A 19,230-nucleotide genomic window follows, 5' to 3' on the forward strand; every position below is an offset into this window, starting at 1 on the left:
CATCGTGATTCCAACGCCCGCACGCGCCGCCGGGGTGGCGCAATGACCGTCCACACCTGGCCTCACCTCCCGGCCCCGCCGTGTGCGGGAGGCGGATACACCGATCGCGTCACGCCGCTGCCGCCGCGAGCGCCGGGTCGCCTCGCAGCCCGCGGCTACAGTCGCAATCCGCAGGTCACCGGCGGAAGGAGAACGAGGTGACGCCCCAACCCACCCCCATCCGCCGCGCCGATCGCGCCCGGCAGGTGGCCGACGTGCTGCGCCAGCAGATCCATGCCGGAACCTTCGACAGTGCGCTGCCCGCCGAGGCGGCGCTGGCCACCGAATTCGCCGTGTCCCGCAACACCGTCCGCGACGCGCTGGCGCTGCTGCGGGACGAGGGACTGATCGAGCGCGCCCCGAAGGTCGGAACCCACGTCGCCCAGCGCAAATACGATCACGGGCTGGATTCGCTGCGCGGGCTGAAGGAGACGCTGCGCGGCCACGGCGAGGTGTACAACGAGGTGCGGGCCGCGCTGCGCGTGACGCCGCCGTCCGCGGTGGCGCGGCGGCTGCGGCTGGGGCCCGGCGAGCCCGCGGTCTACATCGAGCGGCTGCGGCATCTGGACGGGCTACCGGTGAGCCTGGACCTGACCTACCTGGCGCCCGATATCGGCGATGCGGTGATCGAGCGCGACCTGGAATCGAACGACATCTTCGCGCTCATCGAGGAGATCGGCGGCGGCCCGCTGGGCTCGGCCGACCTGGCACTCGAGGCCATCACCGCCGATCCCCACTCGGCCGCGACCCTGCAGATGCCCGAGGGCGGCGCGCTGCTGCTGCTCGAACGACTGACGCGAATGAAGGACGGGCGCCCCGTGGACCTCGAGTACATCCGGCTGCGCGGCGACCGAATCACCATGCGCGGCAGCCTTCGGGGACGGTTAGCCGCGGAGCCTGCGGAGCCGGCGGGGTGGGTAAGCACAGTTCGCCCGACCGACCCCATCGACTGGAGGCTGACCCGATGACCCTGGTGAACCAGCGTGCCGATGTCCCGGTGACGATCGACGAATCCCTCTGCATTCAGGGATGCACGCTGTGCGTGGAGATCTGCCCGCTCGATTCGCTGGCGATCAACCCCGACAACGGCAAGGCATACATGCACGTCGACGAGTGCTGGTACTGCGGCCCGTGCGCCGCGCGCTGTCCTACCGGCGCCGTCACCGTGAACATGCCATACCTGCTGCGCTGATTCGAGGGAATATGAAGTACCGCCCGGCCCGAATGATCGCGGCCGTCGCCATCACGGCGCTCACGGCCGCCGGGTGCTCCCTGCAGAGCACCGGATCCGGAAGTACCGTCCGCGTCGTCATCGGCTATCAGTCCAAGACCATCAATACCGTGACCGCGGGCACCCTGCTGCGGGCGAAAGGCCTTCTGGAGCAGCGCCTCGCCGCGCTCACCGCGCACGGCGGCCCGAAATATCAAGTGGAGTGGCAGGATTACGACACCGGCGCCCCGATCACCGCGCAAATGGTCGCGGAGAAGCTCGATATCGGCTCGATGGGCGACTATCCCCTGCTGATCAACGGCTCTCGCACCCAGGCCGATGCGCGTGCGGCCACCGAGCTGGTATCCGTCACCGGTTACCAGCCGCGCGGATCGCTGAACATGATTGTGGTGAACCAGAATTCGCCGGTTCAATCGGTTGCCGAGCTGTCGGGAAAGAAGGTTTCCTCCAGCGTCGGTTCGGCCAGCGACGGTTTGCTCCGGCAGGCGTTGACCCGCACCGGCATCGATCCCAAGTCCGGCGTCGAGGTGCTCAACCAGCAGCCTCAGATCGGGGCGTCGGCGCTGGAATCCGGTCAGGTGCAGGCGCTGTCCGTCGCGGGCGTGGCTTCCGGTGTCGCACTGGGGCGTTCGTGCCCGGCGGCGGGCTGTCGGTCGGGATCGGCGTGGCGTGGATCTGCGTGGTGTCGGCCGAAATGATCTCCGGGCGTTTGGGAGTCGGATACCGCACCTGGCAGGCCTACACGATCGTGGACTATCCGGGCGTGTTCGTCGGCATCATCACCATCGGACTGCTGAGCTTCGGCACCTCGGCCGCGGTCGAGGTGCTGGGCCGCCGCGTCACGCGCTGGCTGCCCCGGGCGGCGGGGTCGGCGAGATGACCTCCTCACCAATGACTCTCGCGCTCGAACGGGTCGAATTGCGTTATGCCGGTGCGCCGGTGCTGACCGAGCTGAGCCTCGATATCCGCCCCGGCGAGATTCTGGTGCTGACCGGGCCGTCCGGATGCGGCAAATCGACGGTGCTGCGCGCGCTGGCCGGACTGCTGCGCCCGGGGTCCGGGCGGTTGCTCGCGGACGGCCTCGAGGTCACCGGCCCCTCCCGCGACCGGGCGATGGTGTTCCAGGACAACGCGCTGTTGCCCTGGCGCACCGTGCGTTCCAATATCGAACTGGCGCTGAAGCTGCGCGGGGAACCGCGCGCCGGGCGGCGCGAGCGTGCGGAGCGCTGGATCGCGGAGGTGGAGCTCACCGGCTTCGGCGACTACCTGCCCAAGAACCTCTCCGGCGGCATGCGGCAGCGCGTGCAGCTGGCCCGCGGCCTGGCCGGCGCACCCCGGGCGGTGCTGATGGACGAGCCGTTCGGCGCGCTGGACGCGCCGACCCGGGCCGCCATGCAGCGGCTGCTGATCGCGACGTGGCATGCCCACCCGGCCACCGCGGTCTTCGTGACCCACGATGTGGACGAGGCGCTGCTGCTCGGCGACCGGGTCGCGGTGCTGCGCGGCGGCGGGTTGTGCGCGCTGCTGGAGGTGCCGCAGCCGCGCGGGAGCGGAGTGGACCGGTTCCCACTTCGCGCGGAAATCCTTACTGCCCTTGGCTATTCGGAAAATCGAGTCGCCTGATCCACTCTGGAGTGTGCTGATGAATATTCCCGACCTCGCCGACACCCTCCGGCTCGACTGCGACGTGCTGGTCATCGGCGGCGGCACCGCGGGGACCATGGCCGCCCTCACCGCGGCCGAACAGGGCGCGAATGTGCTGCTGTTGGAAAAGGCGCACGTGCGGCACTCGGGCGCACTGGCGATGGGCATGGACGGGGTCAACAACGCGGTCGTGCCCGGTAAGGCCGAGCCGGAGGACTACGTCGCCGAGATCACCCGGGCCAACGACGGCATCGTCAACCAGCGCACCATCTATCAGACCGCGACGCGTGGCTTCGCGATGGTGCAGCGACTCGAGCGGTACGGAGTGAAGTTCGAGAAGGACGAATACGGCGAGTACACGGTGCGGCGGGTGCACCGCTCCGGGTCCTATGTGCTGCCGATGCCCGAGGGCAAGGACGTGAAGAAGGCGCTGTATCGCGTGCTGCGGCAACGCACGATGCGCGAGCGGATCAGGATCGAGAACCGGCTGATGCCCGTGCGGGTGCTCACCTCCGGCGGGCGTGCGGTCGGCGCGGCCGCATTGCACACCCGCACCGGCGAATTCGTGGCCGTCGGCGCCAAGGCCGTGATCCTGGCGACGGGGCCGTGCGGGCGCCTGGGGCTACCGGCCTCGGGATATCTGTACGGTACCTACGAGAATCCGACCAATGCCGGGGACGGCTATGCGATGGCCTATCACGCCGGCGCGGAGCTCTCGGGCATCGAATGCTTCCAGATCAATCCGCTGATCAAGGATTACAACGGCCCAGCCTGCGCCTATGTCGCGAATCCGTTCGGCGGCTATCAGGTCAACGCCCACGGCGAGCGCTTTGTGGACTCGGACTACTGGTCGGGCCGGATGATGACCGAGGTGAAGCGGGAGATCGAATCGGCCCGCGGTCCCATCTATCTGAAGGTGTCCCATCTGCCGCACGAGACGCTGACCGCACTCGAGGGCATTCTGCATACCACCGAGCGCCCGACCCGTGGCACCTTTCACGCCAACCGCGGACACGACTACCGCACCCACGACATCGAGATGCACATCTCCGAAATCGGTTTGTGCAGTGGGCATTCGGCCTCGGGAGTGTGGGTGGACGAACATGCCCGCACCACGGTTCCCGGGCTCTATGCCGCCGGGGATCTGGCGTGCGTCCCGCACAACTACATGATCGGAGCCTTCGTCTACGGCGATCTGGCGGGGGCCGACGCGGCCGCGATGCGCTTCGATATCCCTGCGCCGCAGGATCTTCCGCAGGATCAGCTCGCCGCGGCGCACGAACTGGTCTATCGCCCGCTGCGCAATCCGGACGGCCCGCCGCAGCCGCAGGTGGAATACAAGTTGCGCCGTTTCGTCAATGACTATGTGGCGCCGCCCAAGACCGCGACGAAGCTGTCGCTGGCGGTCGAGACCTTCGAACGGATGCGCACCGATATAGAACAGATGGGCGGCGCGACCCCGCACGAACTGATGCGCTGCGCGGAGGTGAGTTTCATCCGCGACTGCGCCGAGATGGCCGCCCGATCCTCGCTGACCCGCACCGAATCCCGCTGGGGCCTCTACCACGAAAGGGCGGACCTCCCGGAGCGGGACGACACCGGATGGCGCTACCACCTGAACCTGCGCAAAGGTGCCGACGGGGACATGAAGTTCCTGAAGCGGCCCGTGGCACCGTATTTCGTGCCCGTGCCCGATCTGGCCGAGATTCCGGCGGCCGAACTCACGCCGGTGCCGGTACCGCAGCCGGAGCTGATCACCGGTCCACCGCGCATCGCTCCCCCTGATCCGGCGGCGGTAAACTCGCGCGCCGCAACGACATCGGTCCGGCCGTCCCCATCGGCCGCCCGAATCGCCCCGCTGCTGAACCTGGACGCGCCCGCGCTCGCCGACCTCCAGCCGTATCTCGACGACGGCGACCCCCGCGTGCGGGCCACCGCGGTCGCGGTGCTGACCGAGGAGACACCGGACGGCTTCGCCCGACCGCTGAGCGGCGCGCTGGCCGACTCCGATGCGAGCGTGCGTGCCGCCGCGCTGGCCGGACTGCGGGAACTCGTCGAGATCCTGCCCGCGGCAACCGATCTGACCGATCACACCGCATCACCGGATCCGCTCGTGCGGGCCGGCGTGGTGGACCTGCTGCGCGTCCTCCGATCCGGCACGGCGGACCTGTTCGGCCGGGCCGTCGCCGATGCCGACCACCGGGTGCGGATCGAGGGGGTGCGGGCGCTGGTCTCGCTCGACGACTGGGCCGCGCTGGAGGCGGCCGGGCACGACGAGAACCGCGAGGTCCGGATCGTGGCGGCGCAGGGCTTGGCGACGATCGGACAGGGCGGGGCAGACACTATCCGTACCCTGGCCGACGACCACGATCCTCTGGTCCGCGCCGCCGCACTCGCCGCGTTCGCGGTCCTCGGGGCGGCCGGCGACGGCGCGGCCCTCACCGCGGCCGCGGGTGATTCGGCGTGGCAGGTGCGCGTGGGCGCGGCCCGCGGCTGGCTCGGCCCGGGACCGGAGCTGGGTGTCCCGGCCCTCCGGCCGGCCCTGGACGATCCGCACCCGGATGTCCGTAAGGCCGCGGTGCTCACCCTCGCCGCGTGGCCCGGCCACGAGCCCGCACGCACGGCGCTGCACGCAGCCCTGGACGATGGCGATGCCGATGTCCGGGCCTACGCGCGACGAGCGCTCGAATGACGCCGGGGACACGCCGGTCCGACCGGATCACCGACTCCGGCGCGCCAGTGGCTGCCAGACTGCACACAGAGAGCCGGACTACGCTGCCCCGCATCCATTCGTTAGCATTGCTAGGACTCTCATGACACGGAATTCGCGTGGCCTCCGCCGCGCCGCCGCGGTCCTGGCCGCGACGTCGATCGCCCTGGGGGCAGCCGCCACCGCACCATTGGCCGCGTCCGCCGCCCCGGTCCCCAGCCTGCCGGTCGGCGCGCTGACATACACGGTCGATGTGAACAAGCCGGGCTCCACACCGGGCTATATCTATTACACGAGCGGTGTGAGCGCGGCCGCGTTGGTGCCGGGCGCCGGTCAGGTGCTGTCGAATCTGCCACAGGGCCAACCGGCCAATGTGGTCATGGACAAGGCCGGGCACGAGGTCTGGCGATACACGCCGCCCAAGGGCCAGGACGTCTCGAACTTCCGTACCCAGACCTATCAGGGCAAGCCGGTGCTGACCTGGTGGCAGGGCGGCACGGTCGGCGGGCACGGCTCGGGCACCGACTACATCGCCGATCAGCACGGCCACGTCATCACCACCCTGACCGCCGGCGACGGATTGACCTCCGACGTCCACGAATTCCGGCTCACTCCGGACGGCCGCGCGCTGATCACCTCCTACCGGGAGGTCGACGCCGACCTGACCCTGATCGGCGGCCCGAAGCACGGGAAGATGTTCGACACCGTCGCCTCGGTTGTCGACGTGGCCACCAAAAAGGTGCTGTTCCAATGGAGTGCGGCCCAGCACGTACCGCTGACGGACTCCACCGCGGCCACCTCGGCGCCGGGAAGCGGGACCTACGATCCGTACCACATGAATTCCATCGCGCTGGATCCCGCGGGGAATCTGCTGATTTCGATGCGCGACACTTCCACGGTCTACGACGTGAACATCCACACCGGCGCGATCAACTGGCAGCTCGGTGGCAAGCGCTCCACCTTCGCGCCGGGCCCCGGCGTCGAATTCGCCTTCCAGCACGACGCCGAATTCGCCGGTCCGAACACGATCCGGCTCTTCAACGACAACTCCAGCGGACAGCAGACCCTGGGCGTGTCCAGCGCGCAGTGGATCCACCTGGATACCGCGAAACACCGGGCGACGCTGGTGCGCAACCAGACTCATCCGAACGGCCTGGTCGCCCCGGCGATGGGCAACGCCCAGGGGCTGGCCAACGGCAACACCCTCGTCGGCTGGGGGATGGCGCCGCACATCTCGGAGTTCTCCCCCTCCGGAGATCTGGTGTACGACGCGGCGCTGCCATTCGGCACCTACCGCGCCTATCTCGAGGATTGGGCACCCAGCGCCGGTTAGGCTGTCCCGGAACACATTTCGCTGCCCGCGCCGATCCGGCGCGGGCAGCATCGTCTCGACGTCAGTTCAGCGGGCGGGCGGGCTGGGCGGGCGCACACGTAAACCAGTACCGAATCGTCGGCGCTGGACGGCAGTTTCGCGCAGTGTCGCTGAATCCATTGCACCCGTTCGTCGTCGGAGGCTGTGAGCAGGGCGAATCCGATCTGGCCGTGCGCCACCAGCCGTGCAATCTCCATGGTGCTCATCGCCGGAGCCGATCCGGTGAATCCGCCGAAGGCCGGCACCTCGGCGCCGGTGGTGATGATGAAGGGCAAGGCCAGAATTCCGGTGTTGGCGACCGCCGGGTAGTGCGCGTTCGGGAACAGCTCGCGCGCAGTCGCGACCAGCTTGGGGCTTTCCGCCAGGCCCTCGGCGATGGAGGTCTGGGTCACCCGTCTGGTCGCCGCGGTTTCGAACGGCATGTCGAGGGCCCCGTAGAGATCACCGCCGTCAGCCCGTACCATCGGACCCGCACCGAGTTCGATTGCATGAATTCGACTGTCCCCCACTCGATCAGCGTGGCCACGGCCGGAGTCAGCACCGCCAGGTAGTACGGGTTGACCGTGCCGATGGCCAGGAAGATCGCCAGATGGACCAGCAACCAACCACCCCAGATCACCAGGGAGGCGGTGGCGATCGGGGAACGGGCGCGCCGCCGGGCCAGGAGCACCAGCGCCACCAGCGCGATCACGGCCAGTGGAACAAGCCAGCCCGCCGACCGGCCGCCGCCGCCGGTGAAGACGTGATCGAGCCGATTGCCCGGGCCGAGAACCAGTTTGCTGCGATAGTTCTGCTGCCCGGCGAGCTCGAAGTTGGCCGCCCCGACCGTGAACGTGCTGTCGGTACGGGCCAGCGCGTTGTAGCGGAAGACCTGTTCGAACAGCGAATTATGGTTGCTGCCATCCACATACGGGCGACGGCCCGCCGGAACCAGGCTCACCACGGTCATCCAGCTCAGCGAGACCACCAGTGCGACACCCCCGAAGACCGCGATGTCGGCGAGCCGGCGGCGCAGCCGGACACCGGCGGTGATCAGGTACGCCAACGCCAGTAGCGGGACGATGATCCACGCCTGCACCATCTTTGCCTGAAAGGCCAGCCCGATGAAAAGCCCCGCGAGCCACAGGTTCCGGCCACGGCCGGACCCGATCGCGGCGAGCGTGCGGTCCACGGCCAGCAACAGCAGCAGAATGAGCAGCGTATCGGGGATATTGCCGCGGTTCAGCGACACCGTCACCGGCGTGCACGCCGCCACCACCACGGCCACCGCACCCGCCGCCGGACCGGCGATCCGGCGCACCACCCGGTACAGCAGCAGGATCGTCAGCACACCCTCGACGACCTGCGGCAGCACCTTAGCCCACAGGTGCGGGCCGAACACGTGCACCGAGATCGCCTGAATCCACAGGGCGCCCGGCAGCTTATCGATGCTGACGATCCCGTCGGGATCGAACGCGGCGAAGAAGAAGTTGTGCCAGCTCATGGCCATCGACCGCGCCGCGGCGGCATAGAAGATGTGCGGCTTCTGCGCGGCGATGCCCCCTGCATAACTCACCGCCGCCAGCGCCGCGACGATCAGCAACAGCGGGCGCGCCCATCCCGGCTGATCCGCGGGTGAGCGCCAGAACTGCCACCACGGGTGTACGGGGGCTTGCGAGACTGCGAGAGCGGCTGCGAACGCTGCCCGAAGGTCACGCCGCGCGCACGTCCGTCATCCCCCACTCTCGGGCCAGCAGGCGGTGCGAATCGAGCCGGTCCTCGTGGCCGTGGGTGACGCTCGTGACGACCAGTTCATCCGCGCCGGTCAGCTGCTGCAGGGCGGTGAGGCGGTCGGCGACCTCGGCGGGGGTACCGACGAATTGGGTGGTTACCCGGTCCTGCACCAGTCGCTGCTGATGCGGCGTGAGCGCCGGTGCGGTGTCCGGGTCCTGATAGGCCGCCGCCCCGGCGCCGCTGCGAATGCTGTAGACCCAGTGGCCGAACGTCGATGCCAGATGTTCGGCCCTCGCACGGTCCTGCGCGACCACCACATCCGCAGAGACCACCAGATGGGGTTTGGGGTACTTCACCGATGGCTGGAACGATTCCCGGTATGCCGCAACGGTTTCCAGAATGGTCCCGGGCGAGACGTGATAGTTCGCCGCGAAGGGCAGGCCCAGCCGCCCAGCCAGCCTCGCGCTCTCGCCGCCGCTACTGCCGAACAGCCACAGCTGCACATCCGCTCCCTCACCCGGAACCGCATGCAGCGCAATACCTTCGGAGGACCGATAGCCACCACTCAGCAGCGCGCGAATCTGCTCCACCTGCTCGGTGTAGCCCACCGGCCGGGCACCGGGCAGCGAGAGTGCCTCGAATCCGGCCAGGAGCCGGGACGTGTCCAGCACCTGCCCGGGCGTGAACGGCGGCGGGATCACCACCCCGTCCCGCACCTCGGTGGACCGCTCCGGCACGGCGACCGGCTTCACCCCCGCCGACCGGATCTTGTCCGCCTGGTGGCCGGACCGGCCGAGGCCCAGATCGAGGCGGCCCGGGTGCAGGGCGTCGATCGTGCCGAAGGATTCCACCACCGAGGCCGAGGTGTGGTGTCCCAGCTGCACCGCGGCCGAGCCCACCCGGATCGTGGAGGTGGCCGCGGCGATCAGGCCGATCAGGGTCGCCGTCGCGGAGCTGGCGACCTGGGCGAAATGGTGTTCGGCGACCCAGAACCGCCGATACCCCCAGGACTCCGCGTGCCGAGCCAGATCGATGGTGTTGCGGATCGCCTGCTGCGGTGTCGATCCCGCGCTCACGGGCGAGAGATCCAGGATCGACAGCGGCACCCGGACACCGCCCGCCGCGCTCATCGCGCCACCGTCTGTCGCGGATTGCGCTCTCCCGCTTCGACGGCCACGCTCAGCCTGTTCTCCGGCGGTGCGATCGGGCACGTCGCGTAGTCGGTGAAGGCGCACGGCAGGTTCTGCGCGCGATTGAAATCCAGCAGCACACCGCCGTCGACATCGGGCGCGGCGATCGGCAGTAACCGCGCGCCCGGATAGGTACTCACACCGCTGGTGGCGTCGGTGAACAGCAGGCGCAGGCCGGTTTCCGGATCGCCGAAGGCCACGACGATGTGCTCGGCGCCGTCCAGCCGGAAGGTGATCGTGCCCCCGGCGGAATGGTGATGCTCCAGTCCTTCCACGACCGCACCCGTCGTGACGATGCGGGCGATCTCGTAGGGCGCGAATGTGCCCGGCACCGACCAGCGCGAATCGGGATGGTAGGCAGGAATTTCCGCGAATCCGGCCAGTGTCGGAGCGTCGGGATCGTGTACACGCAGCGCGAACTGCCCGGTGCGGCGGATCACCTCGACCACGCGATCGCCCGCTCGCACCTCGAGGCCGGGTGCGCCCTCACCCGGCGTCAGCACGGTGCGGCCCGCGAGCGGGCGACCCTCCAGGCCGAGGCCGTCCCCCGATTCCGCCGTGACAACGACATTTTCGCCATCCACCTGCCAGAGACCCGGCAGACCCTCGACGGTCTCACCGGACTCACCGAGCCAGTACAACCCCGTCACACTCAGCCAGCCCAGCGGTTCTCGCGCCCACGCCTCGCGCTCGGCATGCCAGGCCCGCCACTGCTGTTCGAATTCGGTGATAGTCGCGGTCATATCGCTTTCACTCCTCTGCTGTAGTGGGTCGTCCGGCGGCACGGCACGCACCCCGCGCACATCACGCCGTCCTCTCGATCGCGCCCGTGGGCTCACTCCGAGCGGCACCCGGAACCGCAGCCAGCAACTCGCGGGTGTACTCGTGGCCGGGCCGGTCGAAAAGTTCTGTGGTTTCCGCGGTTTCAACGATGCGCCCCGCGCGCATGACCGCCACCCGATCACTGACGCGCCGCACCACCGCCAGATCGTGAGAGATGAACAGGTAGCCCAGTCCCAGTTCGCGCTGCAGCCGCTCCAGCAGATCCAGGATCTGCGCCTGTACCGACACATCCAGTGCCGAGACCGGTTCGTCGAGGACCACCAGGTCCGGCCGCGGAGCCAGGGCGCGCGCGATGGCGACTCGCTGCCGCTGGCCACCCGAGAGTTCCGCGGGCCGCCGATCCCGGTGCTCCGGTGACAGCGCCACCTGCTCGAGCAGTTCGTCCACACGGGTCCGGCGCACGGCGCGGTCACCGATTCCGAAGGCTCGCAGCGGCTCCGCGATACTCTGCGCCACCGTCTGTTTCGGATTCAACGCGGCGTACGGGTTCTGGTAGACGATCTGCACACGACGCCGGAACGCACGCAGCCGATCGCCACGCAGCGCGCCGATCTCCCGCCCGTCCAGCATGATCGTCCCCGCATCCGGCCGCTCCAGCCGGGCCAGCATCCGGGCCGTCGTGGTCTTACCCGAGCCGGATTCACCCACGAGCGCCAGCGTCTCGCCGCGATCGATGTGCAGCGCAACATCATCCACGGCGGCTACGGTCGCCCGGCCGACCCGAAAGGTCCGGCGCACCCCCGTGGCCGACAGCAACGGTTCGCGCGGTATCCCACGCGCCGGCCGCGACGGCGCGTTCAGCGTCGGTACCGAATCCAGCAGCCGCCGCGTGTATTCGTGTGCCGGATTCCCGAATACCTCCCCGGTACTTCCGCTTTCGACGATCTCCCCGCGCCGCATGACCACGATGCGGTCGGCACGGTCGGCGGCCACGGCCAGATCGTGGGTGATCAGCAGTACCGCGGCGCCGGATTCGGCGGTGCGGGCGGCGAGATGGTCCAGAATGCGGCGCTGCACGGTGACGTCCAGGGCGCTCGTGGGTTCGTCGGCGATCACCAGTTCCGGACCGCAGGCCAGGGCGATTCCGATCAGGACCCGCTGCCGCTGCCCGCCCGACAGGTCCTGCGGGTATTGGTGGGCCCGCAGGGCCGGGCGGTCCAGCCCCGCCGTGGCGAGTATCTCCACGGCCCGATCCCGCGCGTCGCGACGGGTGGCGTGGCCGTGAATGCGCAGCGCCTCGGCCACCTGATCGCCGACGCGCAGCACCGGATTCAACGCGGTGCCCGGATCCTGGGGCACCAGACCGATTCGTGCGCCGCGAATCCGGCGCAGCCGGTGTGGTGGCGCGTCGTCGATCCGCTCGGCCGCGAAGGTGATTCGCCCGCCCGTGATCGTTCCCGTGCCACCGAGCAGCCCGATTACCGCATGCGCGAGAGTGGACTTCCCGGAGCCGGATTCGCCGACCAGCGCGACGGTCTCCCCCTGTGAGACCGTCAGCGAGGCACCCGCGACGGCCGGTGTCGACCCGCCCCGGCCGCGATACTCCACGCGTAGATCCTGCACGCGCAGCAGAGGTTCGCCGCTGGACTGCGGCAGTGCCGAGACCGTCACAGCGCACCGTCCCGGGCCAGGGCGCGGCCGAGGCGCTGCGCGGCCAGCACCACTGCGACGATGACCAGGCCCGGCAGCGTCGTCATCCACCACGCGGTCGCGAGATAGTCACGGCCCGCGGCGATCAGCGATCCCCACTCCGGCGCCGGCGGCGGCGCACCGTATCCCAGGAAGCTCAGCGACGACACCGCCAGCACCGCGACCCCGAATTCGACCGCGGCCAGCGCGGCCACCGGCGCATACGCATTGCGCAACACGTGGCGAATCAACACCGCGGGCCAGCGCACCCCCGAGGCGATCGCCGCCTCCACATACGGCGCCCGCCGCACCCGGGCCACCTCGGCGCGCATCACCCGCGCGAAGGCGGGGATCAGTGCGACACCGACCGCGATCGCGACCTTGCGGCTCCCGAATCCCAGTGCGGTGACCAGCACCAGCGCGCTGAGCAGTTCCGGAATCGACAGCAGCACATCGACGATGCGCATCAGGCCGGCATCCACCACGCCGCCCGCCGATCCGGCGACCAAACCGACCAGCGTCCCCGCGACAAGGCCGATCGCGACAGCAATAACCGTTGCGGTCAGCGACAATTCGGCCGCATGCACAACCCGGGTGTAGAGATCGCGCCCCAGGTTGTCGGTACCCAGCCAATGCCGCGCGCTGGGGCCACGCAGCTTCTGCGCCGGGACGCCGCGCAGCGGATCGTCATCGGCGAAGATCGACGGCGCCAGGGCCCAGCCCAGCACCGTCAGCAGCACCACCACGGACAGTGCGGTGGATGCGTTGGCGCGCAACGCCTTGACAAATCCGAAGCGGTCCGGAGACGACACCGCCCCCGCCCGGGCGCCTGCGGTCGAAACCACGTCGGTCATGACACACCCTCCCGTCCGCCGGTGCACCGCCGCATTGCCGTTGCACCCGAGCAGAATTCGACCTTCCACCCGACTGCGAGCGCCTCCCGGCGCTCCTGGAGCCGATGGGGCTCCACGCGGCGACGACTACCGGAACGACCCGATACCGATGCACGAACCAGGCTCCCGCAGAAGCGATCCCGGCCCGGTAAATCCGAATTCCTCACCCTGCAACCCCTCTCCGCGCCGCGCGATCGACCCCGGCCCCGGCACCCCGTCCCTGACGCCGGAACTCCCGGGCAACACGAGGATCCAGAACCGGATGAATCAGATCGACGGCTAGATTGACCAGCACGAAGGCCACCGCCGTCACCATGACGACGCCCTGCACCACCGGAATGTCCTCGGCCAGCACCGCAGTCTGGGTGAGCCTGCCGATCCCCGCCCGCGAGAACACGGTCTCGACCACCACCGATCCGGCCAGCACCGTGCCGACCCACACCCCGGCAACACTGAGCGCCGGGGCCAGCGCGGGCCGCAGTACATGCCGCAGCTGTACCCACCAGCGCGAGGCGCCCTTGGCGAACGCCACCTCGACGAACGGCTGCCGCCACGTCCCGGCCAGGCCGCTGTACAGCACCTGAGCGATGACCGCGCCGACCGGGATTGCCAGTGTCACCGCGGGCAACACCGTGCCACCGAACCCGGTACCGCCGAAGGCCGGAAACAGCCGCAGCCGAAACGAAAACAGCTGCAGCAGTATCAATCCCACCCAGAATGTGGGCGCCGATGCCCCGATCGGCGGCAACGCCGTCAAGAGCCCGCTCAACCACCGGCGCTCGGTATACGCGGCGGCCAGCGCCAACGTCGTGCCGAGCACCGTGGCCAGCCCCAGCGCCAGCGCCGCCAACGCCAGTGTCGAGGGTAGGGCCTGGCCCAGGGCGTCGGTGACCGACTCCCCGGTGCTGAGCGAATGCCCCAGATCGCCGCGCACGGCATGCTCCAACGCCGTCCAATACTGATGCCACACCGGCTTGTCGAGTCCGTACCGGGCGCGCATCTCGGCCACCGCGGCCGGATCCACGGCCACCCCCGGGTTTGCGCCGATCGCGAGCTGAACCGGGTCCGCGGGCAGCAGATACAGCACCCCGAAGGACACGGTGAACGCCGCCCACAGCACTCCGACCGCTTGCAGCAGGCGCAGGATCACATAGCGTGTCATCGAACTCTCCAGCCGCACAACGATTCTGCGGCAGTCATCGCACGAGCTCCCCGGACGGGTACCGCTGCGCTCCGAGCGGCCGGCTGACGATCCCCTCGCGCAGCACCGGTGCAACCGCCGACTGAAACAGCGTGAGACTCGCGCGATGCTGCCGCTCGGACAACCCATCGCCGTCCGCGCTCAGGTGGATCACCTCGTGCCCGAACCGCTCGTGATACCGCTGCACCTTTTCCAGGACCTGGTGCGGGCTACCGACGAGCGCGGAACTGCGCTCGACGAAGTCCTCGACCGATGCAAAGACGGTGGGAAGACCATGCTTACGCGCGACAGACTGCCGCGCCTCGAAGATCGGCCGGTACACCTGGACCGCGTCCTGCGACCGCGGCGCGACATAGAACCCGGCCGTACCCGCACCGACCAGCGCCTGCGCCGGATCGTGGCCGTAGGCGGCCCACCGCTCGCGATAGTGCGCGACAAGTTCGGCGTAGGGCTCGATCGGATTGGTGACATTGGCCGAGAACAGCGGATCCCCGTAACGCGCCGCCAATTCCACCGAGTCGCGGCTGGTGGCGCTTCCGTGCCAGATACGCAGCCGCGATTGCAGCGGCCGGGGCAGCGCCCGGGCCTCGGTCAGCGAGGGCCGGAACCGGCCGACCCAGGTCACCTCGTCGCTGTCCCAGAGCCGCCGGAACAGCTCGTAGGCCTCGCGATTTCGCTCCCACTGATCCTGCGCGGTGACGTGAAACAGCTTGGCCTGCGCGGTCCCGTTGCCCTTGCCGATGATGAGTTCCAGGCGACCACCCGACAGATTGTCCAGCGTCGAATAGTCCTCGAAGGCCCGCACCGGATCGAGCAGGCTCAACGTGGTCACCCCTGTGAACAGCGCGATCCGGGAGGTCACCGCCGCAATGTTGCTCAGCACCACCGGGGGCGCGGCGGAAATGAACGGATCCTCGTGCCGCTCACCGACCGCGAACCCGTCGTAGCCCAATTCCTCGGCCAGCCTGGCGTTCTCGACCACTCGGCGCAGGCGCTGCGCCGAGGATTCGGTGGCGCCGGTGACCGGGTCCGGCTGGTGGGTAATGAGGGTCAACAGCAGGAATTTCATGCGACGACAACCTCCCGGGCTCCGCGGAACGATTCAGAGAACATGCGCCAGAAAGGCCTTCGTGCGCGGATGGCTGGGCCGGTCCAGTACCTCGGCGGGCGAGCCCTGCTCGACGATCCGGCCGGAGTCCATCAGCACCACGGTGTCGGCCACCTCCCGGGCGAACCCGATCTCGTGGGTGACGATCACCAGCGTGGCGCCCTCGCGGGCCAGGCCGCGGATGACGTCGAGGACCTCGCCGACGAGTTCGGGATCCAGCGCCGAGGTGGGTTCGTCGAACAGCACCACCCTGGGGCGCAGGGCCAGGGCGCGCGCGATCGCGACCCGCTGCTGCTGCCCGCCCGAGAGCCGGCGCGGATAGTCGCCCGCCCGATCACCCAGTCCGACCCGTTCCAGCAGCGCCGCCGCCTCCGCCTCGACCTCGGACCGGGGCCTGCGCTGCGCGGAAACCGGTGCGAGCGCGACGTTTTCCAGGACCGTCAGGTGCGGGAACAGATTGAAGTTCTGGAACACGAAACCGATCCGCGCACGCCGGCGCAGGATCTCCCGTTCGCTCAGCTCGTGCAGCACGGCGCCCTTGCGGCGGTAGCCGACGAGTTCGCCGCCGACGCGCACGGTCCCCGCATCGACCTTCTCCAGGTGATTGATGGTGCGCAGGAGGGTCGACTTGCCGGATCCCGAGGGGCCCAGGATCGCCGTCACCTCGCCGGGGCGCACCGTCAGATCGATGCCGCACAGCACCTCGTGCGCCCCGAAATGCTTACGGACACCGCGTAATTCCACGGCGTACCCGTCGTCGTGTGCGTGCGGCGCGGTCATCGCCGTCCCCCCGTGATCTCCTCGATGGTGCCGCGCACCCGCTGCCATGGCGTCGGCGGCAGACTGCGCGCGGCGCCCTTCGCGAAGTGCCGTTCGATGTAGTACTGCGCGACGCTGAGCCCGCCGGTCAGCACGATGTACCAGATCGTGGCGACCATCAGCAGCGGCACCACCCGGCCGTTGCGGCCGTATATCACCTGGACCTGGTAGAACAGCTCCGCGATCGCCATGACCGAGACGATCGAGGTGCCCTTGAACAGGCTGATCACCTCGTTGGCAGCGTTGGGCAGAATGCCCCGCATCGCCTGTGGCGCAACGATAGTAAAGAACTGGCGGTGCCACGGCAGCCCCAGCGACTTGGCGGCCTCGAGCTGCCCCGGATCCACCGAAATGATTCCGGCCCGGATGATCTCGGCCGCATAGGCCGCCTGGTGCAGCGCCAGCCCGATGACCGCGGCGGTGAACCCGCTGATCACCCCGTTCACATCGAAGCTGAACAGCGCTGGGCCGAACGGGATTCCGAACGACAGCCGCTTGTACAGATAGGCGATGTTGAACCAGAACAGCAGCTGCACGATCAGCGGTATCGAGCGGAACGCCCAGATGTAGGCCCACGCGATCACCTGCAGCACAGGTATTTTCGACAGTCGCGCGACGGCGACCACGGTGCCGAGCAGGAATCCGAACAGGGTCCCCCAGCAGGTCAGCTCGAGGGTGACCCGCAGGGCCGCGAGCACCGACCTCGCGGTGAAGTACCGGCCGAAGGTCGGCCAGTCCCAGCCCGGATTGGTGACCAGCCCGTGCGCGAACTGCGCCACCAGCACCAGCGCGAGGGCCGCGGCGAGCCAGCGCCACGGGTGCCGGGTGCGGGCGACCGGCAGGACGTCCTCGTCGGTCTCCGGCGCGGCCGGGGAATCGAGGGCAGTCGCAACGCTCATGGGATCCTCCGTCGATCGTCGCGGCCACCCGGTGCCCGTCACGGGCGGTGGGGGCCGCGTCCTCGACGCTAGGCAAGCCGCGGCCGCAAGTCCGCACTCCCGATCAACGTGAATTCAACTGTTTGCGGCGCCTTTCCCGCCCGCCACCGGGGGATCCGCCACGAAGTCGCGGTCATATGTACATAACTGTTCGCAATACTTTAGGGTGGACACGTTGCACCCGAGTTCCAAGGAGTCCGCGCATGAAAGACCTGACCGGCCGCCTCTGCCTGATCACCGGCGCGGCCAGCGGCATCGGCCGGGCCACCGCCCTGGCCGCCGCGCGCGCGGGAGCCCGCCTGTTCCTGACCGATATCGCGGCCGACGGACTGGCCGAGACCGTGGCCCTGGTCCGCACCGAGGGCGGCGAGGTGCTGGGCGCGCGGGCGCTGGACGTCTCCGACTACGACGCGGTCACCCTGTGGGCCAACGAGATTCACGAGGAATACCCGAGCCTGGATATCGTGATGAATATCGCGGGCATCGCGATCTGGGGAACCGTGGAGAACCTCGAACATCGGCACTGGTGCTCGGTGGTCGAGGTCAATCTGATGGGTCCCATCCACATCATCGAGAACTTCCTGCCGCCGATGGTCCGGGCCGGGCGCGGCGGGCACCTGGTCAACGTGTCCTCGGCGGCGGGGCTGCTCGCACTGCCCTGGCACGCCGCCTACAGCGCCAGCAAGTTCGGCCTGCGCGGCATCTCGGAGGTATTGCGGTTCGACCTGGAGCGGCACGGCATCGGGGTGAGCCTGGTGGTCCCGGGCGCGGTGCGCACGCCGTTGGTCGGCACCGCGCAGATCATCGGCGTCGACCGCAACGACCCCAGAGTGCAGCGCCTGACCGGCATGTTCGAGGGGCATGCCGCCACGCCGGAGCGGGTGGCCGAACGCATTGTGGACGGTGTGCGGCGCAACCGCTTTCTCGTGCACACCTCCGCCGACATCCGGATCGGATACTGGTTCGCCCGGAAATTCGCGCTGCCCTACGAGATCGCGATGCGGCTGGCGAACCGTCAGTTCAGCCGGGTGCTCGACAGCCAGCGGCATCCGCTCAGCAACGCATTAAATCCCGAATAATTCGCCACCGCACCGGCTTACTGCTGAGCCACGCAGACGACGAACTGCCGCTGCTTGTAGACCACACCGCGATTGGCGTCGGTGCAGGTGTTCACATCCGCGGTGCCGTGTTTGATGCCCTGCACCCGCACCAGGCCCGGCACCGAGGCATCGCAGTCGGCCGGGGTGGCGGCGCCGCCCGCCATGGACATGCAGCGGCCGACCTCCCAGTCGGTGTCCATGCAGAGCGTCTCCGTACCGCCGCCGGGCAGCGCCTGCGGCGCCGAGCGGTCCGAGTCGGTGGGGCACTGCCTGCCCGGCGCCGCCGTGCTCGACACCCGGTACGCCGAATCCGAACTGCCACACGCGGTTCTGGCCAGCGAGCTGCCGTCGACACAGTCGCCCGCGGCCACGGGGGCCACCGCCGGGGCGGAGGTCTTCGTGGTGGTGGCGCTGGTCGTCGTCGAGGGCGATGCCGCGGACGACAGCGTGGGCAGCGGCGCGGCGGCCGGCGTGCGGGACCCGGAGGCGCTCGGCGCCGACAGAGTCTTGGGCGTTCTGGTCGATTTCGGCGTCGTCGGAGCGGCCGTCGTCGGCTCGGTGGAGGCCGTCGTCGCGCTCGCGCTCGTGTTGTGGGCGTCGTGGCCACTCATCGACAAGGCGGCGAAGATCAGGCACGCCATGGCCAATCCGGAGGCAACTACGAAGCCCACCAGAACGACTCCGGCGTGGACACGGCGACGCGGCACTGGCCCGTCCTCCAGATCTGTAACGCTTCGGACCTGGATCGCGAGAACCGAAGTTTGGACACCTGCATTTTGCGACCCCTCAGTGCATACACC

General features: G+C 69.1%; 17 protein-coding genes and 2 pseudogenes. 8 read left to right on the top strand and 11 right to left on the bottom strand.

Going from position 1 to position 19,230, the window contains the following annotated elements:
- Positions 1 to 197 precede the first annotated feature (197 nt).
- From ABH933_RS05015 to ABH933_RS05045, 7 genes and pseudogenes are all read left to right on the top strand, one after another.
- Positions 198 to 1,007: a GntR family transcriptional regulator gene (locus ABH933_RS05015; protein WP_429418008.1), complete on the top strand. Its 810-nt coding sequence runs from the start codon at positions 198 to 200 to the stop codon at positions 1,005 to 1,007.
- Positions 1,004 to 1,231, top strand: a complete 228-nt coding sequence (locus ABH933_RS05020; RefSeq protein WP_215915242.1) for a 4Fe-4S dicluster domain-containing protein — start codon at positions 1,004 to 1,006, stop codon at positions 1,229 to 1,231. Before ABH933_RS05015 ends, ABH933_RS05020 begins: the two co-directional genes overlap by 4 nt.
- A gap of 11 nt (positions 1,232 to 1,242) precedes the next feature.
- A pseudogene (locus tag ABH933_RS05025) lies at positions 1,243 to 1,863 on the top strand (ABC transporter substrate-binding protein); the annotation flags it as partial.
- 38 nt (positions 1,864 to 1,901) lie between these two features.
- Positions 1,902 to 2,150, top strand: a pseudogene (locus ABH933_RS05030) (ABC transporter permease); the annotation flags it as partial.
- Complete coding sequence (locus tag ABH933_RS05035; protein ID WP_429418009.1) at positions 2,147 to 2,893, top strand: ABC transporter ATP-binding protein; 747 nt, start codon at positions 2,147 to 2,149, stop codon at positions 2,891 to 2,893. The pseudogene ABH933_RS05030 and the gene ABH933_RS05035, both read left to right, overlap by 4 nt.
- 19 nt (positions 2,894 to 2,912) lie before the next feature.
- Positions 2,913 to 5,606: a fumarate reductase/succinate dehydrogenase flavoprotein subunit gene (locus tag ABH933_RS05040; RefSeq protein ID WP_429418011.1), complete on the top strand. Its 2,694-nt coding sequence runs from the start codon at positions 2,913 to 2,915 to the stop codon at positions 5,604 to 5,606.
- Between the two features lie 121 nt (positions 5,607 to 5,727).
- Entirely contained in the window at positions 5,728 to 6,957 is a 1,230-nt protein-coding gene (locus tag ABH933_RS05045) for an arylsulfotransferase family protein (RefSeq protein ID WP_429418013.1), read from the top strand.
- On the opposite strand, the gene ABH933_RS05050 is transcribed toward ABH933_RS05045, so the two are convergent.
- From ABH933_RS05050 to ABH933_RS05095, 10 genes are all read right to left on the bottom strand, one after another.
- Positions 6,954 to 7,418: a hypothetical protein gene (locus tag ABH933_RS05050; RefSeq protein ID WP_429418015.1), complete on the bottom strand. Its 465-nt coding sequence runs from the start codon at positions 7,416 to 7,418 to the stop codon at positions 6,954 to 6,956. The genes ABH933_RS05045 and ABH933_RS05050 overlap by 4 nt on opposite strands.
- Complete coding sequence (locus ABH933_RS05055) at positions 7,385 to 8,578, bottom strand: ArnT family glycosyltransferase (RefSeq protein ID WP_429418016.1); 1,194 nt, start codon at positions 8,576 to 8,578, stop codon at positions 7,385 to 7,387. The genes ABH933_RS05050 and ABH933_RS05055 overlap by 34 nt, the downstream gene beginning before the upstream one ends.
- Positions 8,579 to 8,687: 109 nt before the next feature.
- Positions 8,688 to 9,839: an LLM class flavin-dependent oxidoreductase gene (locus tag ABH933_RS05060; protein WP_429418018.1), complete on the bottom strand. Its 1,152-nt coding sequence runs from the start codon at positions 9,837 to 9,839 to the stop codon at positions 8,688 to 8,690.
- Positions 9,836 to 10,642 (bottom strand): DUF1684 domain-containing protein, encoded by an 807-nt coding sequence (locus ABH933_RS05065; RefSeq protein WP_429418020.1) that lies wholly within the window; start codon positions 10,640 to 10,642, stop codon positions 9,836 to 9,838. Before ABH933_RS05065 ends, ABH933_RS05060 begins: the two co-directional genes overlap by 4 nt.
- A 61-nt stretch (positions 10,643 to 10,703) precedes the next feature.
- Positions 10,704 to 12,353: a dipeptide ABC transporter ATP-binding protein gene (locus tag ABH933_RS05070; RefSeq protein ID WP_429418022.1), complete on the bottom strand. Its 1,650-nt coding sequence runs from the start codon at positions 12,351 to 12,353 to the stop codon at positions 10,704 to 10,706.
- Positions 12,350 to 13,225: an ABC transporter permease gene (locus ABH933_RS05075; protein ID WP_429418024.1), complete on the bottom strand. Its 876-nt coding sequence runs from the start codon at positions 13,223 to 13,225 to the stop codon at positions 12,350 to 12,352. Before ABH933_RS05075 ends, ABH933_RS05070 begins: the two co-directional genes overlap by 4 nt.
- A 202-nt stretch (positions 13,226 to 13,427) precedes the next feature.
- Complete coding sequence (locus tag ABH933_RS05080) at positions 13,428 to 14,426, bottom strand: ABC transporter permease (protein WP_429418026.1); 999 nt, start codon at positions 14,424 to 14,426, stop codon at positions 13,428 to 13,430.
- 34 nt (positions 14,427 to 14,460) lie between these two features.
- Positions 14,461 to 15,534 (bottom strand): LLM class flavin-dependent oxidoreductase, encoded by a 1,074-nt coding sequence (locus tag ABH933_RS05085; RefSeq protein ID WP_429418028.1) that lies wholly within the window; start codon positions 15,532 to 15,534, stop codon positions 14,461 to 14,463.
- Positions 15,535 to 15,567: 33 nt separating this feature from the next.
- Positions 15,568 to 16,353 carry an amino acid ABC transporter ATP-binding protein gene (locus tag ABH933_RS05090; protein ID WP_429418030.1) on the bottom strand — a complete coding sequence of 262 codons (786 nt, stop codon included), beginning with the start codon at positions 16,351 to 16,353 and terminating at the stop codon, positions 15,568 to 15,570.
- Positions 16,350 to 17,291 (bottom strand): amino acid ABC transporter permease, encoded by a 942-nt coding sequence (locus tag ABH933_RS05095; protein WP_429418032.1) that lies wholly within the window; start codon positions 17,289 to 17,291, stop codon positions 16,350 to 16,352. Before ABH933_RS05095 ends, ABH933_RS05090 begins: the two co-directional genes overlap by 4 nt.
- A 242-nt stretch (positions 17,292 to 17,533) precedes the next feature.
- Between ABH933_RS05095 and ABH933_RS05100 the strand changes: the two genes are divergently transcribed.
- Complete coding sequence (locus ABH933_RS05100) at positions 17,534 to 18,409, top strand: SDR family oxidoreductase (protein WP_429418034.1); 876 nt, start codon at positions 17,534 to 17,536, stop codon at positions 18,407 to 18,409.
- Positions 18,410 to 18,426: 17 nt separating this feature from the next.
- Here ABH933_RS05100 and ABH933_RS05105 read toward each other — a convergent pair whose 3' ends face one another.
- Positions 18,427 to 19,101, bottom strand: coding sequence for a hypothetical protein (locus ABH933_RS05105; protein ID WP_429418036.1), 675 nt, complete (start codon positions 19,099 to 19,101; stop codon positions 18,427 to 18,429).
- Between the last annotated feature and the right edge of the window lie 129 nt (positions 19,102 to 19,230).

This window comes from Nocardia sp. GP40 (genome assembly GCF_050434125.1).
Taxonomy (GTDB): Bacteria; Actinomycetota; Actinomycetes; order Mycobacteriales; family Mycobacteriaceae; genus Nocardia; species Nocardia albiluteola.